Origin of the sequence: Alterinioella nitratireducens (assembly GCF_013155465.1) — a bacterium.
In the GTDB taxonomy this organism is placed as follows: Bacteria; Pseudomonadota; Alphaproteobacteria; order Rhodobacterales; family Rhodobacteraceae; genus Alterinioella; species Alterinioella nitratireducens.
The window spans coordinates 407,480-425,000 of record NZ_JABJVX010000002.1; the positions used below are offsets into that span (position 1 = coordinate 407,480).

17 protein-coding genes and 1 tRNA gene (1 of these 18 only partly in view) are annotated in these 17,521 nt (G+C 65.4%); 13 read left to right on the forward strand and 5 right to left on the reverse strand.

The annotated features are described in order from the left end of the window. Nucleotides 1-85 precede the first annotated feature (85 nt). The 6 genes from HNS34_RS05175 to HNS34_RS05200 all read left to right on the forward strand — a co-directional run bounded on the left by HNS34_RS05175 (nt 86) and on the right by HNS34_RS05200 (nt 7,007). Entirely contained in the window at nt 86-331 is a 246-nt protein-coding gene (locus HNS34_RS05175) for a hypothetical protein (protein ID WP_172318707.1), read from the forward strand. Then, a complete protein-coding gene (locus HNS34_RS05180) occupies nt 331-1,407 on the forward strand; it encodes a branched-chain amino acid ABC transporter permease (RefSeq protein WP_172318709.1) in 1,077 nt (358 codons plus the stop codon). Before HNS34_RS05175 ends, HNS34_RS05180 begins: the two co-directional genes overlap by 1 nt. A 53-nt stretch (nt 1,408-1,460) precedes the next feature. After that, nucleotides 1,461-2,744 carry an ABC transporter substrate-binding protein gene (locus HNS34_RS05185; RefSeq protein ID WP_172318711.1) on the forward strand — a complete coding sequence of 428 codons (1,284 nt, stop codon included), beginning with the start codon at nt 1,461-1,463 and terminating at the stop codon, nt 2,742-2,744. A 94-nt stretch (nt 2,745-2,838) separates the two neighbouring features. After that, nucleotides 2,839-3,666 (forward strand): ABC transporter ATP-binding protein, encoded by an 828-nt coding sequence (locus tag HNS34_RS05190; RefSeq protein ID WP_172318713.1) that lies wholly within the window; start codon nt 2,839-2,841, stop codon nt 3,664-3,666. Further along, complete coding sequence (locus HNS34_RS05195; protein ID WP_172318715.1) at nt 3,666-4,898, forward strand: phenylacetate--CoA ligase family protein; 1,233 nt, start codon at nt 3,666-3,668, stop codon at nt 4,896-4,898. Before HNS34_RS05190 ends, HNS34_RS05195 begins: the two co-directional genes overlap by 1 nt. Before the next feature lie 36 nt (nt 4,899-4,934). Next, the gene (locus HNS34_RS05200) at nt 4,935-7,007 is read left to right on the forward strand and encodes a peptidoglycan-binding protein (protein ID WP_172318717.1); all 2,073 of its coding nucleotides are present in this window, start codon (nt 4,935-4,937) and stop codon (nt 7,005-7,007) included. A 188-nt stretch (nt 7,008-7,195) separates the two neighbouring features. On the opposite strand, the gene ykgO is transcribed toward HNS34_RS05200, so the two are convergent. Together ykgO and HNS34_RS05210 are read right to left on the reverse strand one after the other, a co-directional pair. Further along, nucleotides 7,196-7,321, reverse strand: a complete 126-nt coding sequence (gene ykgO / locus HNS34_RS05205; protein ID WP_010141322.1) for a type B 50S ribosomal protein L36 — start codon at nt 7,319-7,321, stop codon at nt 7,196-7,198. A 68-nt stretch (nt 7,322-7,389) separates the two neighbouring features. Next, nucleotides 7,390-7,464, reverse strand: a tRNA-Val gene (locus HNS34_RS05210). 136 nt (nt 7,465-7,600) lie between these two features. Between HNS34_RS05210 and HNS34_RS05215 the strand changes: the two genes are divergently transcribed. Then, on the forward strand, nt 7,601-8,479 hold the full coding sequence (locus tag HNS34_RS05215; protein ID WP_172318719.1) for an N-formylglutamate amidohydrolase: 879 nt from the start codon (nt 7,601-7,603) through the stop codon (nt 8,477-8,479). Between the two features lie 214 nt (nt 8,480-8,693). On the opposite strand, the gene HNS34_RS05220 is transcribed toward HNS34_RS05215, so the two are convergent. Beyond that, on the reverse strand, nt 8,694-9,947 hold the full coding sequence (locus HNS34_RS05220) for a DNA polymerase IV (RefSeq protein ID WP_172318721.1): 1,254 nt from the start codon (nt 9,945-9,947) through the stop codon (nt 8,694-8,696). Nucleotides 9,948-10,052: 105 nt separating this feature from the next. Here HNS34_RS05220 and HNS34_RS05225 point away from each other — a divergent pair, with 105 nt between their 5' ends. After that, entirely contained in the window at nt 10,053-10,946 is an 894-nt protein-coding gene (locus HNS34_RS05225) for an SPFH domain-containing protein (protein ID WP_172318905.1), read from the forward strand. Then, nucleotides 10,946-11,230 carry an NfeD family protein gene (locus HNS34_RS05230; protein WP_172318723.1) on the forward strand — a complete coding sequence of 95 codons (285 nt, stop codon included), beginning with the start codon at nt 10,946-10,948 and terminating at the stop codon, nt 11,228-11,230. The genes HNS34_RS05225 and HNS34_RS05230 overlap by 1 nt, the downstream gene beginning before the upstream one ends. Before the next feature lie 95 nt (nt 11,231-11,325). Here HNS34_RS05230 and pyrF read toward each other — a convergent pair whose 3' ends face one another. Both pyrF and HNS34_RS05240 read right to left on the reverse strand, forming a co-directional pair. Next, a complete protein-coding gene (gene pyrF, locus HNS34_RS05235; RefSeq protein WP_172318725.1) occupies nt 11,326-12,021 on the reverse strand; it encodes an orotidine-5'-phosphate decarboxylase in 696 nt (231 codons plus the stop codon). A gap of 241 nt (nt 12,022-12,262) precedes the next feature. Further along, nucleotides 12,263-12,445: a hypothetical protein gene (locus HNS34_RS05240; protein WP_172318727.1), complete on the reverse strand. Its 183-nt coding sequence runs from the start codon at nt 12,443-12,445 to the stop codon at nt 12,263-12,265. Between the two features lie 276 nt (nt 12,446-12,721). On the opposite strand from HNS34_RS05240, the gene HNS34_RS05245 reads away from it, so the two are divergent. From HNS34_RS05245 to msrP, 4 genes are all read left to right on the forward strand, one after another. Beyond that, complete coding sequence (locus HNS34_RS05245; RefSeq protein ID WP_172318729.1) at nt 12,722-12,970, forward strand: hypothetical protein; 249 nt, start codon at nt 12,722-12,724, stop codon at nt 12,968-12,970. A 134-nt stretch (nt 12,971-13,104) separates the two neighbouring features. Next, the gene (gene clpB / locus HNS34_RS05250) at nt 13,105-15,723 is read left to right on the forward strand and encodes an ATP-dependent chaperone ClpB (protein ID WP_172318731.1); all 2,619 of its coding nucleotides are present in this window, start codon (nt 13,105-13,107) and stop codon (nt 15,721-15,723) included. A gap of 208 nt (nt 15,724-15,931) precedes the next feature. Then, nucleotides 15,932-17,419 (forward strand): FMN-binding glutamate synthase family protein, encoded by a 1,488-nt coding sequence (locus HNS34_RS05255; protein ID WP_172318907.1) that lies wholly within the window; start codon nt 15,932-15,934, stop codon nt 17,417-17,419. A gap of 70 nt (nt 17,420-17,489) precedes the next feature. Continuing rightward, nucleotides 17,490-17,521, forward strand: the start of a protein-coding gene (gene msrP / locus HNS34_RS05260) for a protein-methionine-sulfoxide reductase catalytic subunit MsrP (protein WP_172318733.1). Its footprint extends 874 nt past the window's final position; 32 of the gene's 906 nt are visible here — the first part of the coding sequence; it begins with the start codon at nt 17,490-17,492; its stop codon lies beyond the right edge, outside the window.

Here is a 17,521-nt window from a genome sequence, read left to right on the forward strand (position 1 = left end):
GAGGGACGGGCGGAGCCCCTGCCGGTGCGGCATGGTGGGTGAACCCGCGCGGGCGCGGACCCATCCACCCAAGGGGGGATGCGACATGGCCAAGCTGATTGCGATCCTGAATGTCATCGCCTGGTCGGGGTTCTGGGCCTTCGGCTATCTCGCGCTGAGCGCGGATGCCGGTCACACCGGGCATGTGACCGTGGCCGTCATCCTTGCCGCCATCGGCGCGGGGCTGGGCCTCTTCGCCTATCTCTGGCTGGTGCGCCATTCCGAGCGCACCGGCTACGCCACGCCCGCCAACCGGGCCGATCATACAATCGAAGATGAGGAAACCGTCTGATGTTCTATCGTGAAGCAGGTGACTTCAAGACCACCTATGCCGCCGACAACCAGACCTTTCCCATCGCCTTCGACCGGTGGCGCTACTGGGCGGTCCTATTCGTGGCGGTCTTCGTCATTCCCCTTGTCATCAACGATTACTGGGCCAACGCGCTGCTGATCCCGTTCCTGATCTATGCCATTGCCGCCATCGGGCTGAATATCCTGACCGGCTATTGCGGGCAGGTCAGCCTTGGCACCGGCGGGTTCATGGCGGTGGGGGCCTATGCGACCTACAAGCTGATGACGGCCTTTGTCTGGATGGACATGGTGACGATCACGCTTCTGTCGGGGCTGATCACGGCGGGGGTGGGCGTTCTCTTTGGCCTGCCGAGCCTGCGGATCAAGGGGTTCTACCTGGCGGTGGCGACATTGGCGGCGCAGTTCTTCCTGGTCTGGATCTTCAACCGGGTGCCGTGGTTCTACAACTATTCCGCCTCGGGCCAGATCAACGCGCCCGAGCGGATGATGTTCGGGGTGCCGGTGACCGGGCCGAATGCCGAGGTCTGGGTGAAATACCTCTTTGCGCTGGGCTTTGTCATCGTGCTGTCCTGGGTCGCGCGCAACCTGACGCGCGGATCGGTCGGGCGGCAATGGATGGCGATCCGCGACATGGATATCGCCGCCGAGATCATCGGGGTGAACCCGCTGAAGGCCAAGCTGACGGCCTTTGCGATCTCCTCGTTTTTCGTGGGCGTGTCCGGGGCGCTGCTGTTCTCGATCTTCCTGGGCGCGGTCGAGGTCGGCGAAGCCTTCGGCATCTCCAAGTCGTTCCTCGTGCTGTTCATGGTGATCATCGGGGGGTTGGGGTCGATCTTCGGCAGCTTCGCGGGGGCGGCCTTCATGGTGCTGTTGCCGGTGGTGCTGAAGATCGTCGGCGTCGACATGTTCGGCTGGCCCACCGATATCGTGCAGCATCTGCAATTCGTCATCGTCGGCGGGCTGATCGTCTTCTTCCTGATCGTCGAGCCGCATGGCCTGGCGCAGCTGTGGCGCCTGGCGAAGGAAAAACTGAGACTCTGGCCGTTCCCGCATTGACGGGTGGGGCCACAACAACAACGACATCCAAAGGATCCAAGGGAGGACCAAAGATGAAGAAACTTCTGACACTGACCGTGGCGGGCCTGATGGCCGCGGGACCGGCGATGGCCGAGCTCGTGTTCCCGTCGCTGAGCTACCGGACCGGGCCCTATGCGGCGGGGGGCATCCCCTTTGCCGATGGCTATGCCGACTACTTCACGCTGCTGAACGAGCGTGACGGCGGCATCGGCGGCGTGATGACGCGCGTGCCCGAATGCGAGACCGCCTATAACACCGAGCGCGGCGTGGAATGCTACGAGGCCACCCGCGGTGAAGGCGCGCTGGTCTATCAGCCGCTGTCGACCGGCATCACCTACCAGCTGATCCCGCGCGTGACCGCCGATGGCATCCCGCTGCACACGATGGGCTATGGCCGCACCTCGGCCGCCAATGGCGAAGTGTTCGAATGGGTCTTCAACTACCCGGCGAATTACTGGGATGGCGCATCGGTGATCATCAACTACCTGCTGGAGCAGAATGAGGGCTCGCTGGAGGGCCAGAAGATCGCGCTGCTCTACCACAACTCGGCCTATGGCCGCGAGCCGATCCGCACGCTGGAGATCCTGGCCGAGGAGCATGGCTTCGAGCTGGTGCAACTGGCCGTCGATCACCCCGGCCAGGAACAGGGCAACCAATGGCTGACCATCCGCCGCGAGCGTCCCGATTATGTCGTGATGTGGGGCTGGGGCGTGATGAACCAGGTCGCGGTGCAGGAAGCCGCCAACATCCGGTATCCGATGGATCAGTTCATCGGCAACTGGTGGGCCGGTGCCGAACATGACGTGATGCCCGCCGGTGCCGATGCCGATGGCTACCTGTCGCTGAACATGAACGTGCTGGGCGATCTGCCGGTCTTCGACGAGATCCAGCAGTATGTGCATGATGCCGGCCTTGCCGCCGGTGACGGCTCGAACCTCGGCTCAGTGCTCTATACCCGTGGCATGTATGCCGCGATGCTGGCCGCCGAGGCCGCTCGCACTGCGCAGGAAATCCACGGTGTCGACCAGATCGACGCATCCATGATGCGCGACGGCATGGAAGCGCTGGAAATCACCGAAGAGCGGATGGAAGAACTGGGCATGCCCGGCGTCGGCCCCGCCTTTGAGGTGACCTGCGCCAACCATGGCGGCCCCGGCATGGGCCGTATCCAGCAGTGGAACGCCGCCGATCAGGAATGGGTCACGCTGACCGATTTCATCGCGCCCGACGATTCCGTCACGCAGCCGCTGATCGAGGAAGACTCGATGGCCTTCGCGGAAGAAAGCGGAATCGAGCCGCGCGACTGCGCGATGTAAGCCGACGCCAGACCATCCCCGGCGGCGGCACAGCGCCCGCCGCCGGGACATCTTTCACGACTGATTTAGGCCGAGAGAGGCCGGAGATTTCGCCATGCTGGACGCCGCACCGACCGATCAGGACACCCTGCTTGAGGTCAACAATATCGAGGTGATCTACAATCACGTCATCCTGGTGCTGAAGGGCGTCAGCCTGAAGGTGCCCAAGGGCGGCATCACCGCGCTGCTTGGCGGCAACGGGGCGGGCAAGACGACGACGCTGAAGGCCGTGTCCAACCTGCTGCATAGTGAGCGCGGCGAGGTTACCAAGGGCTCGATCGTCTATCGCGGCGAGCGGGTGCAGGACCTCAGCCCCTCGGACCTCGTCGAACGCGGCGTGATCCAGGTGATGGAGGGCCGCCACTGTTTCGAACACCTGACCATCGAGGAAAACCTGCTGACCGGCAGCTACACCCGCAAGGACGGGCGCGCTGCCATCGCCGCCGATCTCGATCTGGTCTATGACTATTTCCCCCGGCTCAAGGAACGCCGCCGCAGCCAGGCGGGCTATACCTCGGGCGGGGAACAGCAGATGTGCGCCATCGGCCGCGCGCTGATGAGCCGCCCGGAGACCATTTTGCTGGATGAGCCCTCGATGGGCCTGGCCCCGCAACTGGTCGAGGAGATCTTCGGCATCGTGAAGGGCCTGAATGAGAACGAGGGCGTGACCTTCCTGCTGGCCGAGCAGAACACCAACGTGGCGCTGCGCTTCGCGCATTACGGCTACATCCTGGAATCGGGCCGCGTCGTGATGGACGGCCCCGCCGCCAGCCTGCGCGAGAACCCGGATGTGAAGGAATTCTACCTCGGCATGTCCGAGGAGGGCCGCAAATCGTTCCGCGATGTGCGGTCGTATCGTCGCCGCAAGAGGTGGTTGAGCTGATGAAGGACGCTGTTGTGACATCGCATTTCGACAAGCTGGAAACCCGCAGCGCCGATCAGCGGGCCGCCGATATCGCCAGGGCCCTGCCCGAGCAGATCGCGCGGGCGCAGGCGTTGGCGGGGTATGCAACCTCTCTGGCCGGGATCGACGCGGCCTCGGTGACCGACCGCACCGCGCTTGCCGCGCTGCCGGTGCTGCGCAAATCCGAGATCGGCAAGGCGCAGGCGGGGGAGGCACCGCTTGGCGGGTTCGCGGGCCCGGTCAGCGGATTCGCGCATATCTTCCAAAGCCCCGGGCCGATCTATGAGCCCGGCAACATCGGTGATGACTGGTGGCGCATGGGCCGGTTCCTGCATGCCGCCGGTGTGGGCAAGGGCGATATCGTGCAGAACTGTTTCGGCTATCACCTGACGCCCGCCGGCATGATCTTCGAATCGGGGGCGCGCGCCGTGGGGGCGACCGTGCTGCCCGCGGGCACCGGCCAGACCGAGCTGCAAGCCCGCGCCGCGCATGACATCGGCGTCACCGCCTATGCGGGCACGCCGGATTTCCTGAAGGTGATCCTGGACAAGGCCGACCAGATGGGGCTTTCGCTGTCGATCACCAAGGCGGTGGTGGGCGGCGGGGCGCTGTTCCCCAGCCTGCGGCAGGAATATGCCGACCGGGGCATCGCCTGCCTGCAAAGCTATGCCACCGCCGATCTGGGCAATATCGCCTATGAAAGCGCCGCGATCGAGGGGATGATCGTCGATGAGGGCGTGATCGTCGAGATCGTGCGCCCCGGCACCGGGGATCCGGTCGCCGAGGGCGAAGTGGGCGAGGTCGTGGTCACAACGCTGAACCCCGATTACCCGCTGATCCGCTTTGCCACAGGCGATCTGAGCGCTGTCATGGCAGGCGAAAGCCCCTGTGGCCGCACCAATATGCGTATCAAGGGCTGGATGGGCCGCGCCGACCAGACCACCAAGATCAAGGGCATGTTCGTGCGCCCCGAACAGGTCGCCGACCTGGTCGCGCGCCATCCAGACCTGACCCGCGCCCGCGTCGTCGCGGAACGAGAAGGCGAGATGGACGTTATGCAGGTGCAACTGGAGACCGAGGCCACTGACGCAAGCGTTTATGAACAATCGGTTCTGGATACGCTAAAGTTGAGGGGGCGAATCGAGATCGTTCCGGTCGGATCCCTGCCGAATGACGGCAAAGTCATCGAGGATCGCCGCAGCTACGACTGATCTCGTGTGCCCCCCGATTTAAGAGGAGGTTTTCACATGGGATCGTTTGTTCGGGCATTGCTCTTGATGTCGGTGGCCCTGCCTGCGCAGGCCGACACCGCCTTTGTCGTCGGCACTGTCGATGGGATCGCCACCAACAGCTACGGCGCGCCGCGCTATGTCGGCACGGCGCTGCAACCGCTGGATCACGCGGGCTTCGAGGTGATCAGCGCCATCGACGCCGATACCGAGACCCTGCGCGGGCTGGTCGGCGAATTGGTCGCCATGCAGGAAGAGGACCGCATGGTCATCATCCTGGCGGGCCGGTTCGTGCATTTCGAGGGGCTGACCTGGTTCCTTGGGCGCGAGGCCGGGGTGCAGGGGCTTGGCTCGGTCTCGGGCGCGGGCATCCCGGTGCAGTTGCTTCTGGATATCGCGGCGGCCTCGGAGGGCCGCGCGCTGGTGCTGTTGGGCCCCGAGGACCAGGGCCTGCCGATGGGACCGGGGTTGAACGAGGGTCTTGGCAACCTGGAGGTGCCCGAGGGCGTGACGCTGGCCATCGGCCACCCCGCCGCCGTGGCCCGTTTCGCCACCCGCGAATTGCTGGTGCAGGGCCGACCCCTGCGCGCCGCCTTCGAGCGGGCACCGGGGTTGAGCGTGCAGGCGATCAACGCGCCCGATCAGCCTTTCATGCCCGCGCCCGTCGTGACACCCACCGTGCCGCCCGCCGACCAATCCTATTGGGAGGCGATGGTGGCGCTGAACAATGTCTTCGCCTACCAGGCCTATCTGAACCGCTATCCGAACGGCTATTACGCCGCCGAGGCGCAGGCCCGCATCGCGGCGCTGCAACCGCCGCAGCCGCAATTGACCCCCGAGGAGGTGGAGGCCGCGCTTGGCCTCAACCGCACCCAGCGCCGCCAGATCCAGCGCGATCTTGCGATTCTGAATTACTACAGCGCGGGGATAGACGGCATCTTTGGCCAGGGCACGCGCGGCGGCATCCGGGCCTGGCAGCGGGACAACAACCTGCAATCCACGGGCTACCTGGACGCGGCCCAGGTGCAGCGCCTGGCCGATCAGGGCGAGGTGCGCCGGGCCGAGCTTCAGGCCCAGGACCGCGCCTTTTGGCAGCAGACCGGCAGCGGCAATGACGAGGCGGGCCTGCGCGCCTATCTGAACCGCTATCCCAACGGAGAGTTCGCCGAGATTGCCCGCGAACGTATCGCCGCCATCGAGGAGGCGCGCGCCGAGCAGGCCGATATAGACTATTGGAACCAGACCGGGCGCGGCACCAACGAGGCGGGCTTGCGCGCCTACCTGCAACGCTATCCGCAGGGCCAGTTCGCGGGACTCGCCCGCCAGCGGCTGGAGGATATCGATGCGCAGCAGGATCGCGATTACTGGAGCCAGACCGGGGCGAATGGCACCGAGGCGGGCCTGCGCGCCTATCTGCAACGCTATCCGCAGGGCATCTTCAACCAGACCGCGCGCCAGCAGTTGAATGCGCTGGTCACGGCGGGCAATCACGGGCAGGCGTGGCAGCAGGCGCGCGCCGAAGACACGCTGGACGCCTATCGCGCCTTCATCAACACCTATCCGGACAGCCCGCATGTCCAGCGGGCCCGCGCGCGGATCAACGAAATCCAGGCCGATAACCAGGCCTGGCAGGCGGCCGTGAATGCGGGCACCGCGCAGGCCTATCGCGATTACCTGAACATCTACCCCGACGGCCGCCATGCCGACGACGCGCGGCAGCGATTGCAGACCGGGAACGCCGACGAACAGGCCTGGCGCACTGCGCGCGACCAGGACACGGTCGCGGCCTATCGCCAGTATCTGGACGATTTCAGCGAGGGCGCCCATGCCGCCGAGGCGCAGGCCCGGATCGACGCGCTGACCGGCGGCCCCAGCGATCCGGCGATCGGGCAGATGTCACAGGCGCAGCTTCAGCTTGCGGCCACCGGATTGCGCCGTGTGGGGTTGTTGCCGAATGGCAATGTGTCCGAGGCCGATATCGTCGCGTCGCTGCGCCGTTATCAGCGGTCGCGGGGCCTGGAGGAGACCGGCATGCTGGATCGGCAGACCATGGCGCTATTGACCGTGGAGGCATTGGGCGGGAACAACTGACCCGCGCCCGATGCCGTTGCGCGCCAGGTTCGCGATTGTCCAACATTGCCTGCCCGTCGGGCGGAACGCGCTTTTCGATCCACCTCGGGTCTTGGGTCAGGCAGAAATGCGGATCGCCGCATCGCAAGAAAAGCGCCGCGGGGGGATGTCCCTCGCGGCGCTTTTTCGAGTCTGCTCTGGTGGCAGGTTCAGCCCTGGCGGGCCTTGAACCGGCGCTGCGTCTTGTTGATCACATAGACACGGCCCTTACGGCGCACGACGCGGCAATCGCGGTGACGCTGCTTGAGCGAACGGAGCGAGTTTCTGACCTTCATCGGTCCTCTCCTCTATCGCGGCGCGGCGATGCGCCTTGGGGTTATGCCCTTGGGACAAGGGCGGAAAATGGTGGGCGATACTGGGATCGAACCAGTGACCCCTTCGATGTCAACGAAGTGCTCTACCGCTGAGCTAATCACCCCCTAAATCGCGAAACTGGACAAACCGGACACCGGCCAGCCGCAGCATCGCCACGTTGGGTAGGGGGTCTATAAAAGGAGTCGGGCAGGTGTTCAAGGGCTTTTGAAGCGCGTCAGAATCGCGCAATATGACAGGCGATGACAGAGCGTTCCCCCTCCCGTCCGGCCTACCGGCTCGAGTTGCCCGACAGGCAGGCCGGACCGGTCATTGTGGCCTCGCCGCATTCGGGCCGGCACTACCCGTGGAGCTTTGCGCGCAGCACGATCCTGGACGAACGCAGCATCCGGTCCTCCGAGGATGCCTTTGTCGATATGCTGGTGGGCGAGGCCCCGGCGCTTGGCGCGCCCTTGCTGGCCGCCGAGTACCCGCGCGCCTATATCGACCTCAACCGCAGCTGCGACGAGCTGGACCCCGCCGTGATCGAGGGCGTGGCCCGCGTGCCGTCCAATCCGCGCGTGTCCTCCGGTTTGGGCGTGATCCCGCGCGTGGTGGCGAACGGGCGGCTGATCTATCGCGGCAAGCTGACGAGGCGCGAGGCCGAGGCGCGGCTGGACGCGGTCTGGCACCCCTATCACGATTGCCTGGAGCGGCTGATGACCGACACGCTTGCGGGGTTCGGCCAGGCGGTGCTGCTGGACATCCATTCGATGCCGCATGAGGCGCTGGAAAACGTTGCCCGCAGCCCCGGCACCCCGCGCCCCGACGTGGTGATCGGCGACCGCTTCGGGGCCTCGGCCGGGGCGATGACGGTCGACGCGCTGGAGGCGGCGTTTCAGGGCAGCGGCCTCGTGGTCAGCCGCAACACCCCCTTTGCCGGGGCCTATATCGCGCAGCATTACGGGCGGCCCTCACGCGGGGCCCATGCGATCCAGATCGAGATCGACCGGTCGCTATACATGGATGAGGCGACGATCCGCCCGAACGGGAATTTCCGCCATGTGAAGGCGCTGATGACCGGGGTCATGCGGCAGATGATCGGGGCCGACGATGGCGCGATGCCGCTGGCGGCGGAGTAGGTTGCGGGGGTCGGGAGCCTCCCCTTACGTCGGCATTCGCCGCCTACCGGGCAATGGGCGCAGGTATTTTGGGCAAAATGAAAGAAGGGGCGGGCGTTACAGCATTCTGCGTTTCATCTGATCCCCACTGCATCGAAAGGCGCGTTCGACCGCAGGGAGAGGCAGCGTCTATCGATTCAAGACAAACGCAAAGTGCTTGAACCTTGATGTGGGGTTAACGCAGAGAGCGGCCTTTGACGATCGCATCGGCACCGAATTTGCGCCGAATCTCGTCGCTGGCGCGTTCGGCCTTGATACGGGCGGCCTCCTGCGGGTCGAGCAGGTTGCCGCTGCGGTCGGCGTGGTCCTCGGCCACCATATCCGATACGCCGACGCCGAGCAGGCGGTAGGGTTTTCCCTGCGGCACCTGGTCGAACATCGCCTTTGCTGCGCGGTAGATGCGGTCGGTCAGTTGGGTTGCGTCCTCCAGGCTGCGGCGGCGCGAGATCAGGGTGAAATCGGCCCGCTTGAGTTTCAGCACCACGACCCGGCCCGCGATGCGCTTGGCCTTGAGGCGGTCCGAGACCTTCTCGGCCAGCCGCCAGATATGGCCGTCCAGCAGATCGGGGTCGGACGTGTCCTCGAAAAACGTGGTCTCTGATGAGAGGCTTTTCATCGGGGCATTGCGGCTGACCCGGCGGTGATCCTGCCCGCGCGCGAGGTGCCAGAGGCGATCCCCCATGGATCCGAAGCGCGCATGCAGATCCTGCCGGTCCCATCGCCTGAGATCGGCGAAGGTGCGGATGCCCGCCTTGTCCAGCGCCGCCTGCCCGACCGCGCCGATGCCCCAGATCAGGCCGACCGGCCTGGGGTCGAGGAACTCCACCGTCTCGGCTGCGCCGATCACCGAGAACCCGCGCGGCTTGTCGAGATCCGAGGCGATCTTGGCCAGGAACTTGTTGTGGCTGAGGCCGATCGAGCCGGTGATCCCAAGCTCTGCCTGCATCCGGCGGGTAAGGCGGGCCAGCATCACGGCAGGCGGCACCCCGTGCAGTTTCTCGGTGCCGGTGAGGTCCATGAACGCCTCGTCCAGGGAAAGCGGCTCGATGGCCGGGGTCATCTCCTCCATCATCGCGCGGATCCGGCGCGAGGTCTCGACATACACCTCCATCCGGCCCCGCACCACCACCGCCTCGGGGCAGAGTTTCAGCGCCTGGAACATCGGCATCGCCGAGCGCACGCCCTTGATGCGCGCGATGTAGCAGGCCGTGGAGACCACGCCGCGCTTGCCGCCGCCGATGATCACCGGCTTGTCGCACAACTCCGGGTTGTCGCGTTTCTCGACACTGGCATAGAAGGCGTCGCAATCCATATGCGCGATGGCGAGATCGAAGAGCTCCGCATGCGCCACGATGCGGGGCCGCCCACAGGCGGGGCAGCGTCGTCCGGCATCGAACCGGGTCAGGCAATCGCGGCAAAGGGCGGGCATCGGGCAATCAAGGCTTGTGGCAGGGGCCGTTCGGGGCCAAAACTGATCTAGCACGTTTCATGGACCCATTGCATAGTCGCATAGATGAAAAACGAGGATAGCATCATGGATTTCGAAGCCATTCTGGATGGGCTGCTTGGCGGCAACATCGTGATACTCCTGCTGGCAGGCTTCATCCTGCTTTGCGTCTACCTTGGCATTCGCATCGTGCCGCAGAGCCAGAAATTCGTCGTCGAACGGTTCGGACGGCTGAAATCGGTGCTTGGGCCGGGGATCAACTTCATCGTGCCCTTCCTCGACCGGGTGGCGCACAAGATCTCGATCCTGGAGCGGCAATTGCCCAATGCCAGCCAGGACGCGATCACCAAGGACAACGTGCTGGTGCAGATCGACACATCCGTGTTCTACCGCATCCTGGAGCCTGAAAAGACCGTCTACCGGATCCGCGACGTGGATGCCGCGATCTCGACCACCGTGGCGGGGATCGTGCGCGCCGAGATCGGCAAGATGGATCTCGACGAGGTGCAATCGAACCGCGACCAGCTGATCGTGCAGATCAAGCGCAGCGTCGAACAGGCGGTGGATGACTGGGGAATCGAGGTGACGCGGGCCGAGTTGCTGGATGTGAACCTCGACCAGGCGACGCGGGACGCGATGTTGCAGCAGTTGAACGCGGAACGGGCGCGGCGGGCGCATGTGACCGAGGCCGAGGGCCAGAGACGGGCCGTCGAACTGGCCGCCGACGCGCAGCTCTACGCTGCCGAGAAGTCCGCCGAGGCGCGCAAGATACAGGCCGATGCCGAGGCCTATGCCACCCGCGCCGTCGCCGCCGCCATCGCCGAGAACGGGCTCGAAGCGGCGCAATACCAGATCGCGCTGAAACAGGTCGAATCGATTGCCCTGATGGGGCAGAGCGCCGGCACCCAGACCATCGTGGTGCCCGCCGATGCCGCCGATGCCTTCGGCAAGGCGTTCCAGATGCTGAAAGGACGGGGCTGATGCTGTCGGAATGGTGGTTCTGGGCCGCAGCCGCGATCGTGCTGGCCATCGGTGAGGTCTTGATGCCCGCCTATGTGCTGCTCGGCTTCGCCATCGGGGCGGCGGCGGTGGCGCTGGTCCTGATCATCGGCGGGCCGCTGGCGGCGCTGCTGGTCGGATCCGTGCCCGCGATGATCCTGGGCTACGCGGTGCTGTCGCTGATTGCCTGGCTGGCGCTGCGCAAGGTTCTGGGCGTGCGCCGGGGCCAGGTGAAAACCTTCGACAGCGACATCAACGAGAACTGACGCGGCCCCAACTCGGGACAATTCGACTAAAATTGTCTTTCATTTTGCCAGAAATACCTCGGGGGTGTGGGGGCTGGCCCCCACTTGCGCTGCGCTCAGACCCCCGCGATCTCGTCCAGGATGGTCCGCGCCGCCGCGGCCGGGTCCGCGGCCCGTATCACGGGGCGCGCCACAACGATGTGATCGGCCCCGTCGGCGATTGCCCGGGCCGGGGTCGCGATCCGCTTCTGGTCGCCCAGGTCGCTGCCCGCCGGACGCACGCCGGGGGTGACGATCAACCGGCCCTGGGCTTCGGGCAGGGCGCGGATGCGGGCGGCCTCCTGCGGTGAGGCGATGATGCCGTCGGCCCCGGCTTCAAACGCCCGGCCCGCGCGCTCGACCACCAGGTCGGCCATGTCGCCGTCGCGGATCAGGCAAGCGTCCAGGTCGGCCCGGTCCAGCGAGGTCAGGATGGTCACGCCGAGGATCTTGAGGCCGGTTCCCGCGGCACCTTGCTTGGCGGCGCGCACCACATGCGGGTCGCCATGCACGGTCAGGAAATCGAGGTCGAACTGCGCCAGGCCCCGCACCGCCGCCTCGACCGTGGCGCTGATATCGAACAGCTTCATATCCAGGAAGATGCGCTTGCCATGCTCCTGCTTCAGCTCATTGGCCAGCGCGAGGCCGCCGCCGGTCAGCATGCCGAGCCCGATCTTGTAGAACCCCACGGCATCGCCGAGACGCTCGGCCATCTCCAGCCCTGCCATGGCGTTGGGCAGGTCGAGCCCCACGATCAGCCGGTCATCGCTCATGCCATTCTCCCCCGTTTTTCCGCACTCCTCGCGTGATTAGTCGCGGGCGGCGTGGCTGTCCATCCACCAGACAGACTTCGGCCCGGATGCGCGGGAGGGACAAACCGCGGATCCGGGCCGAGAACCCAAGCAGGACGGAGGGGCAGGGGTCCGCCTGGGTGTTCTAAGGTGGCGCGGCCCCCGGGGGAAGAAGCGGGGGAGGGACAACCCCGGCCTCAAGAGGGCCGCGCCTTGGGGAACTCTATTTCCTTGCGCGTCTGGCCTCGTTGCTGAGGCCCACGCTGATTTCGGGGAAGGAGGCATCGCGCGGCCCGTGCCAGGCACAGGTGATGGCGCGGTGGTGCGAGCCGTGATGCAGAATGGCATCCGCCCGGAAACAGGCGTGCTGCGCGTCATAGGCGACATGGGTCAGGTCGATACGCATTGTCTCCGGCTCCTTCGTGGTTTCAATCGTCTGATACCTGTAAGACGCGCGGGCGCGGCAAAAGGTTTCAAAGTTTTTTCAGAAATCGTCAGGGGCGCGCGAAACATGCCTGCCGGACCAGTTGCAAACCGGCCTTCTGCCTTCGCCGGCGCCTGAAACCCGGACCGCCCTGGCGCGAATATGGTGCCTCTCCCCCCGGTTTCGCAGGACTGCGGAACAAAGGCCACCGGCAAGGGGTTTGGTCTTGAGACCCTTTGCCGAAAGGAGACCGAAGCCATGCCTGCCCGCGAAACCAGCCATGACCCCGAATATGTCCGCCGCGACCCCCTCTCCGGTGAGGCCGCGACCCCGCCGAACAGGGCGGTGACGGATGACCCGACCCACGGCGTCGACCCCGGCGCACACCCGCCCCAATCCGAGGAAGAGCGGCTGATGACCCAGCAGCGCCGCGCGTTCCGTCCGGGGGCATTGTGGGGCGGTGTCCTGGTCATCGCCCTGATCTTGCTGATCTGGGTGCTTGTCTGACGCGGCTCTTCGCGCGGGTTGCGCTCTTGCGAACGCCTGCCCTGCTCCCCATCTATCTGACAAGGCCCGAACCTTGCCGCGCGCCGCTTTGACGGGCGGGCAGATCCCGGGCGCTTGTGAAAAGGAGAGAGCACATGAACTTGGAGAAGTTCACCGACCGCGCACGCGGTTTTCTTCAGGCGGCGCAGACCATTGCCCAGCGTGAAGACCACCAGAAACTGGTTCCCGAACATCTGCTGAAGGCGCTGCTTGACGACGATCAGGGCATGGCCGCCAACCTCATCACCCGCGCGGGCGGGGATGTGGCGCGCGTGGCTGAAAGCGCCAACCTGGCGCTGTCGAAACTGCCCAAGGTGACCGGCGACGGTGGCGGGCAGCTTTACATGGACAGCCAGACCGCCAAGGTCATGGGCGAGGCCGAGAAGCTGGCCGAGAAGGCCGGTGACAGTTTCGTCGCCGTCGAACGGCTGCTGACCGCGCTGGCGATGGTCAAGTCCAAGGCGCGCGAGGCGCTGGAGGCCGGAGGCGTCAACGCGCAGGTGCTGAATGCCGCGATCAACGATATCCGGCAGGGGCGCACGGCGGATTCCGCCAGTGCCGAGGACAACTATGAGGCCCTCAAGAAATACGCCCGCGACCTGACAGCGGCGGCGCGCGAGGGCAAGATCGACCCCATTATCGGCCGTGACGAGGAAATTCGTCGGGCGATGCAGGTGCTTTCCCGCCGGACCAAGAACAACCCGGTCCTGATCGGTGAGGCGGGCGTGGGCAAGACCGCGATCGCGGAGGGCCTTGCCATGCGCATCGTCGATGGCGATGTGCCCGAAAGCCTGCGCAACAAGACGCTGATGTCGCTGGATATGGGCGCGCTGATTGCGGGCGCGAAATATCGTGGTGAATTCGAGGAGCGGCTGAAGGCCGTCCTTAATGAAATCTCGGCGGCAGCCGGTGAGATCATCCTCTTCATCGACGAGATGCACACGCTGGTGGGCGCGGGTAAATCGGATGGCGCGATGGATGCGGCCAACCTGATCAAACCGGCATTGGCGCGGGGCGAGTTGCACTGCGTCGGGGCGACCACGCTGAATGAGTACCGCAAATATGTCGAGAAGGACGCGGCCCTTGCCCGCCGGTTCCAGCCGCTTCTGGTCGAAGAGCCGACGGTGGCCGACACGATCAGCATCCTGCGCGGGATCAAGGAGAAGTACGAGTTGCACCACGGGGTGCGGATCAGCGACGCCGCGCTTGTGGCCGCCGCGCAATTGTCCGAACGCTACATCACCGACCGCTTCCTGCCCGACAAGGCCATCGACCTGATGGACGAGGCGGCCAGCCGGTTGCGGATGGAGGTCGATAGCAAGCCCGAGGAGCTGGACGCGCTGGACCGTGACATCCTGCAAAAGCAGATCGAGGCCGAGGCGTTGAAGAAAGAGGATGACGCGGCCTCCAAGGATCGGCTGGTCAAGCTGGAGAAGGACCTGGCCGAGTTGCAGGAGCGCTCGTCCGAGATGACGGCGCAATGGCAGTCGGAACGCGACAAGCTGGAAAGCGCGCGCAACCTCAAGGAACGGCTGGACCATGCGCGGGCCGAGTTGGACCAGGCCAAGCGGGCGGGCGATCTGGCCAAGGCGGGCGAGCTGTCTTACGGCGTCATTCCGCAGCTTGAGAAGCAGTTGGCGGAAGCCGAGGATCATGACGACGATGTCATGGTCGAGGAAGCCGTGCGGCCCGAGCAGATCGCCAGCGTCGTCGAGCGCTGGACCGGCATCCCGACCTCCAAGATGCTGGAGGGCGAGCGCGACAAGCTGCTGCGCATGGAGGCCGAGCTTGGCAAGCGCGTGATTGGTCAGCGCACGGCGGTCAAGGCCGTCTCGGACGCCGTGCGCCGCGCGCGGGCGGGTCTGCATGACGAGAACCGGCCGCTGGGCTCGTTCCTGATGCTTGGCCCCACGGGTGTCGGCAAGACGGAGCTGACCAAGGCGCTGGCCGCCTATCTCTTCGACGACGAACACGCGATGGTGCGGGTCGACATGAGCGAATTCATGGAGAAACACGCCGTTGCCCGCCTGATCGGCGCGCCTCCGGGCTATGTCGGCTATGACGAGGGCGGCGTGCTGACCGAGGCCGTGCGGCGCAGGCCCTATCAGGTCGTGCTGTTCGACGAGGTCGAGAAGGCGCATCCGGATGTGTTCAACGTGCTGTTGCAGGTGCTGGACGATGGCGTGCTGACCGATGGTCAGGGCCGCACGGTCGATTTCAAGCAGACGCTGATCGTGCTGACCTCGAACCTGGGCGCGCAGGCGCTGAGCCAACTGCCGGAAGGGGCGGATGCCAGCGACGCCAAGCGCGACGTGATGGACGCGGTGCGGGCGCATTTCCGGCCCGAGTTCCTCAACCGACTGGACGAGACCATCATCTTCGACCGGCTCAGCCGCGATGACATGGATGGGATTGTCGAGATCCAGCTTGGCCATCTGCGCCGCCGTCTGGCGGATCGCAAGATCACGCTGGAGCTGGATGAGGGCGCGATCAAGTGGCTGGCCGATGAGGGCTATGACCCGGTCTTCGGCGCAAGGCCCCTCAAGCGGGTGATCCAACGCGCGTTGCAGAACCCGCTGGCCGAGATGCTTTTGGCGGCTGAGGTCAAGGATTGCGAGACCGTGCCGGTGAGCGCCGGAACCGACGGGCTGATCGTGGGCGACCGCGTCAGTTCCTCGAACCGGCAACCGCCCGAGGAAGCCGTGGTTCACTGAAGAATGAAACGCCCCCGATGATCTCGGGGGCGTTTTGCTATCTGCCGGGCGGCGGAACCCCGATCAGGGTTTGTATGACCCCGTTCATGGAGCAGCATCATCGGGATGTCGGTGGGCCGGGCTGATCGTGCTTCGCGATGGCCGATTGCGCGATGCGCCGCCAGCGGGCAAGCTGGCCGGGCACCGCGAGGGGGGACGCAGGCCGATGATGAACGCATTTCTGGAGATTCTGGCGCAGGCTTTCGTCTTCATCCTCGGGCTGGTCGCGCTGATCATCGTGGTGCTGGCGATCATCGACCGGGTGCAGACGGGCGACGCGATCCGGCGCAACTACCCCGTCATCGGGCGGTTCCGGCACATCTTTACCGCGCTGGGCGAGTTCTTCCGGCAGTATTTCTTCGCCATGGACCGCGAGGAATTGCCCTTCAACCGGGCGCAGCGCGACTGGGTCAAGCATACCGCCGATGGCGGGTCGAACACGCTGGCCTTCGGCTCCACCCGCAACCTGGAGATCCCCGGCACGCCGATCTTCGTCAATTCGCCCTTCCCGCCGCTGGACGATCAATATGCCTCGACCGAGCCGATGGAGATCGGCCCCTATGCGCGCCACCCTTACATGGCCCCGTCCTTCTTCAACATCTCGGGCATGAGCTATGGCGCGATTTCCAAGCCTGCCGTGCGCGCCCTGAGCCGGGGGGCGAAGGCGGCCAATATCTGGCTGAACACCGGCGAGGGGGCGCTGTCGCCGTTCCACCTCGAGGGCGGCTGCGACATCGTCTTTCAGATCGGCACCGCGAAATACGGCGTGCGCAACCCTGACGGCACGCTGAACGACGACCGGCTGCGCAAGATCGCGGCGCATGTAACCGTGCGCATGTTCGAGATCAAGCTGGCGCAGGGCGCGAAACCCGGCAAGGGCGGCATCCTGCCCGGCGAGAAGGTCAATGCCGAGATCGCCGAGATCCGCGGCATCCCGATCGGCCAGGACAGCCTGTCGCCCAACCGCCACCCCGAGATCGAGACCCACGCCGACCTCTTGGACATGATCGCCCATATCCGCGAGGTCACCGGCAAGCCCGTCGGCATCAAGACCGTCGCGGGCGGGCGCGAACCGTTCGAGGAACTCTTTGCCCTGATCAACGAGCGCGGCCCCGAAAGCGCGCCGGACTTCATCACGCTGGATGGCGGCGAGGGCGGCACCGGGGCGTCACCCATGCCGCTGATGGATCTTGTCGGCATGTCGATCCGGGAGAGCCTCTTGATGGTGTCGGACCTGCGCGACACCGCCGGATTGAAGGATCGTATCCGGCTGGTGGCCTCCGGCAAGCTGATGAATCCCGGCGATGTGGCCTGGGCGCTGGCGGCGGGCGCGGATTTCGTGACTTCGGCGCGCGGCTTCATGTTCGCGCTGGGCTGCATCCAGGCGCTGAAATGCAACAAGAACACCTGCCCCACCGGCATCACCACGCATGATGCGCGATTGCAAAAGGGGCTGGTGGTGGAACGCAAGGAGACCCGCGTCACCCTCTATGCCAAGGGCATCATCAAGGAGGTGGAGACCATCGCCCATTCGGTGGGCGTGACCGAGCCGCGCCTCTTGCGCCGCCGCCATGTGCGTCTTGTGCAGCCCGACGGGTCGTCGACCCCCATGCATATCGTCTTTCCGCGCAGTAACGCCGATTCAACAATGCCGTGAGGGGACGTGCTTTGCCTTTGCGAACACCCATGTCTTTGGCAGGGTGCCCGCAACGCAAAGGAGAAATGCCATGGCTTATCGTTACCGCTCGCCGCTGACGCG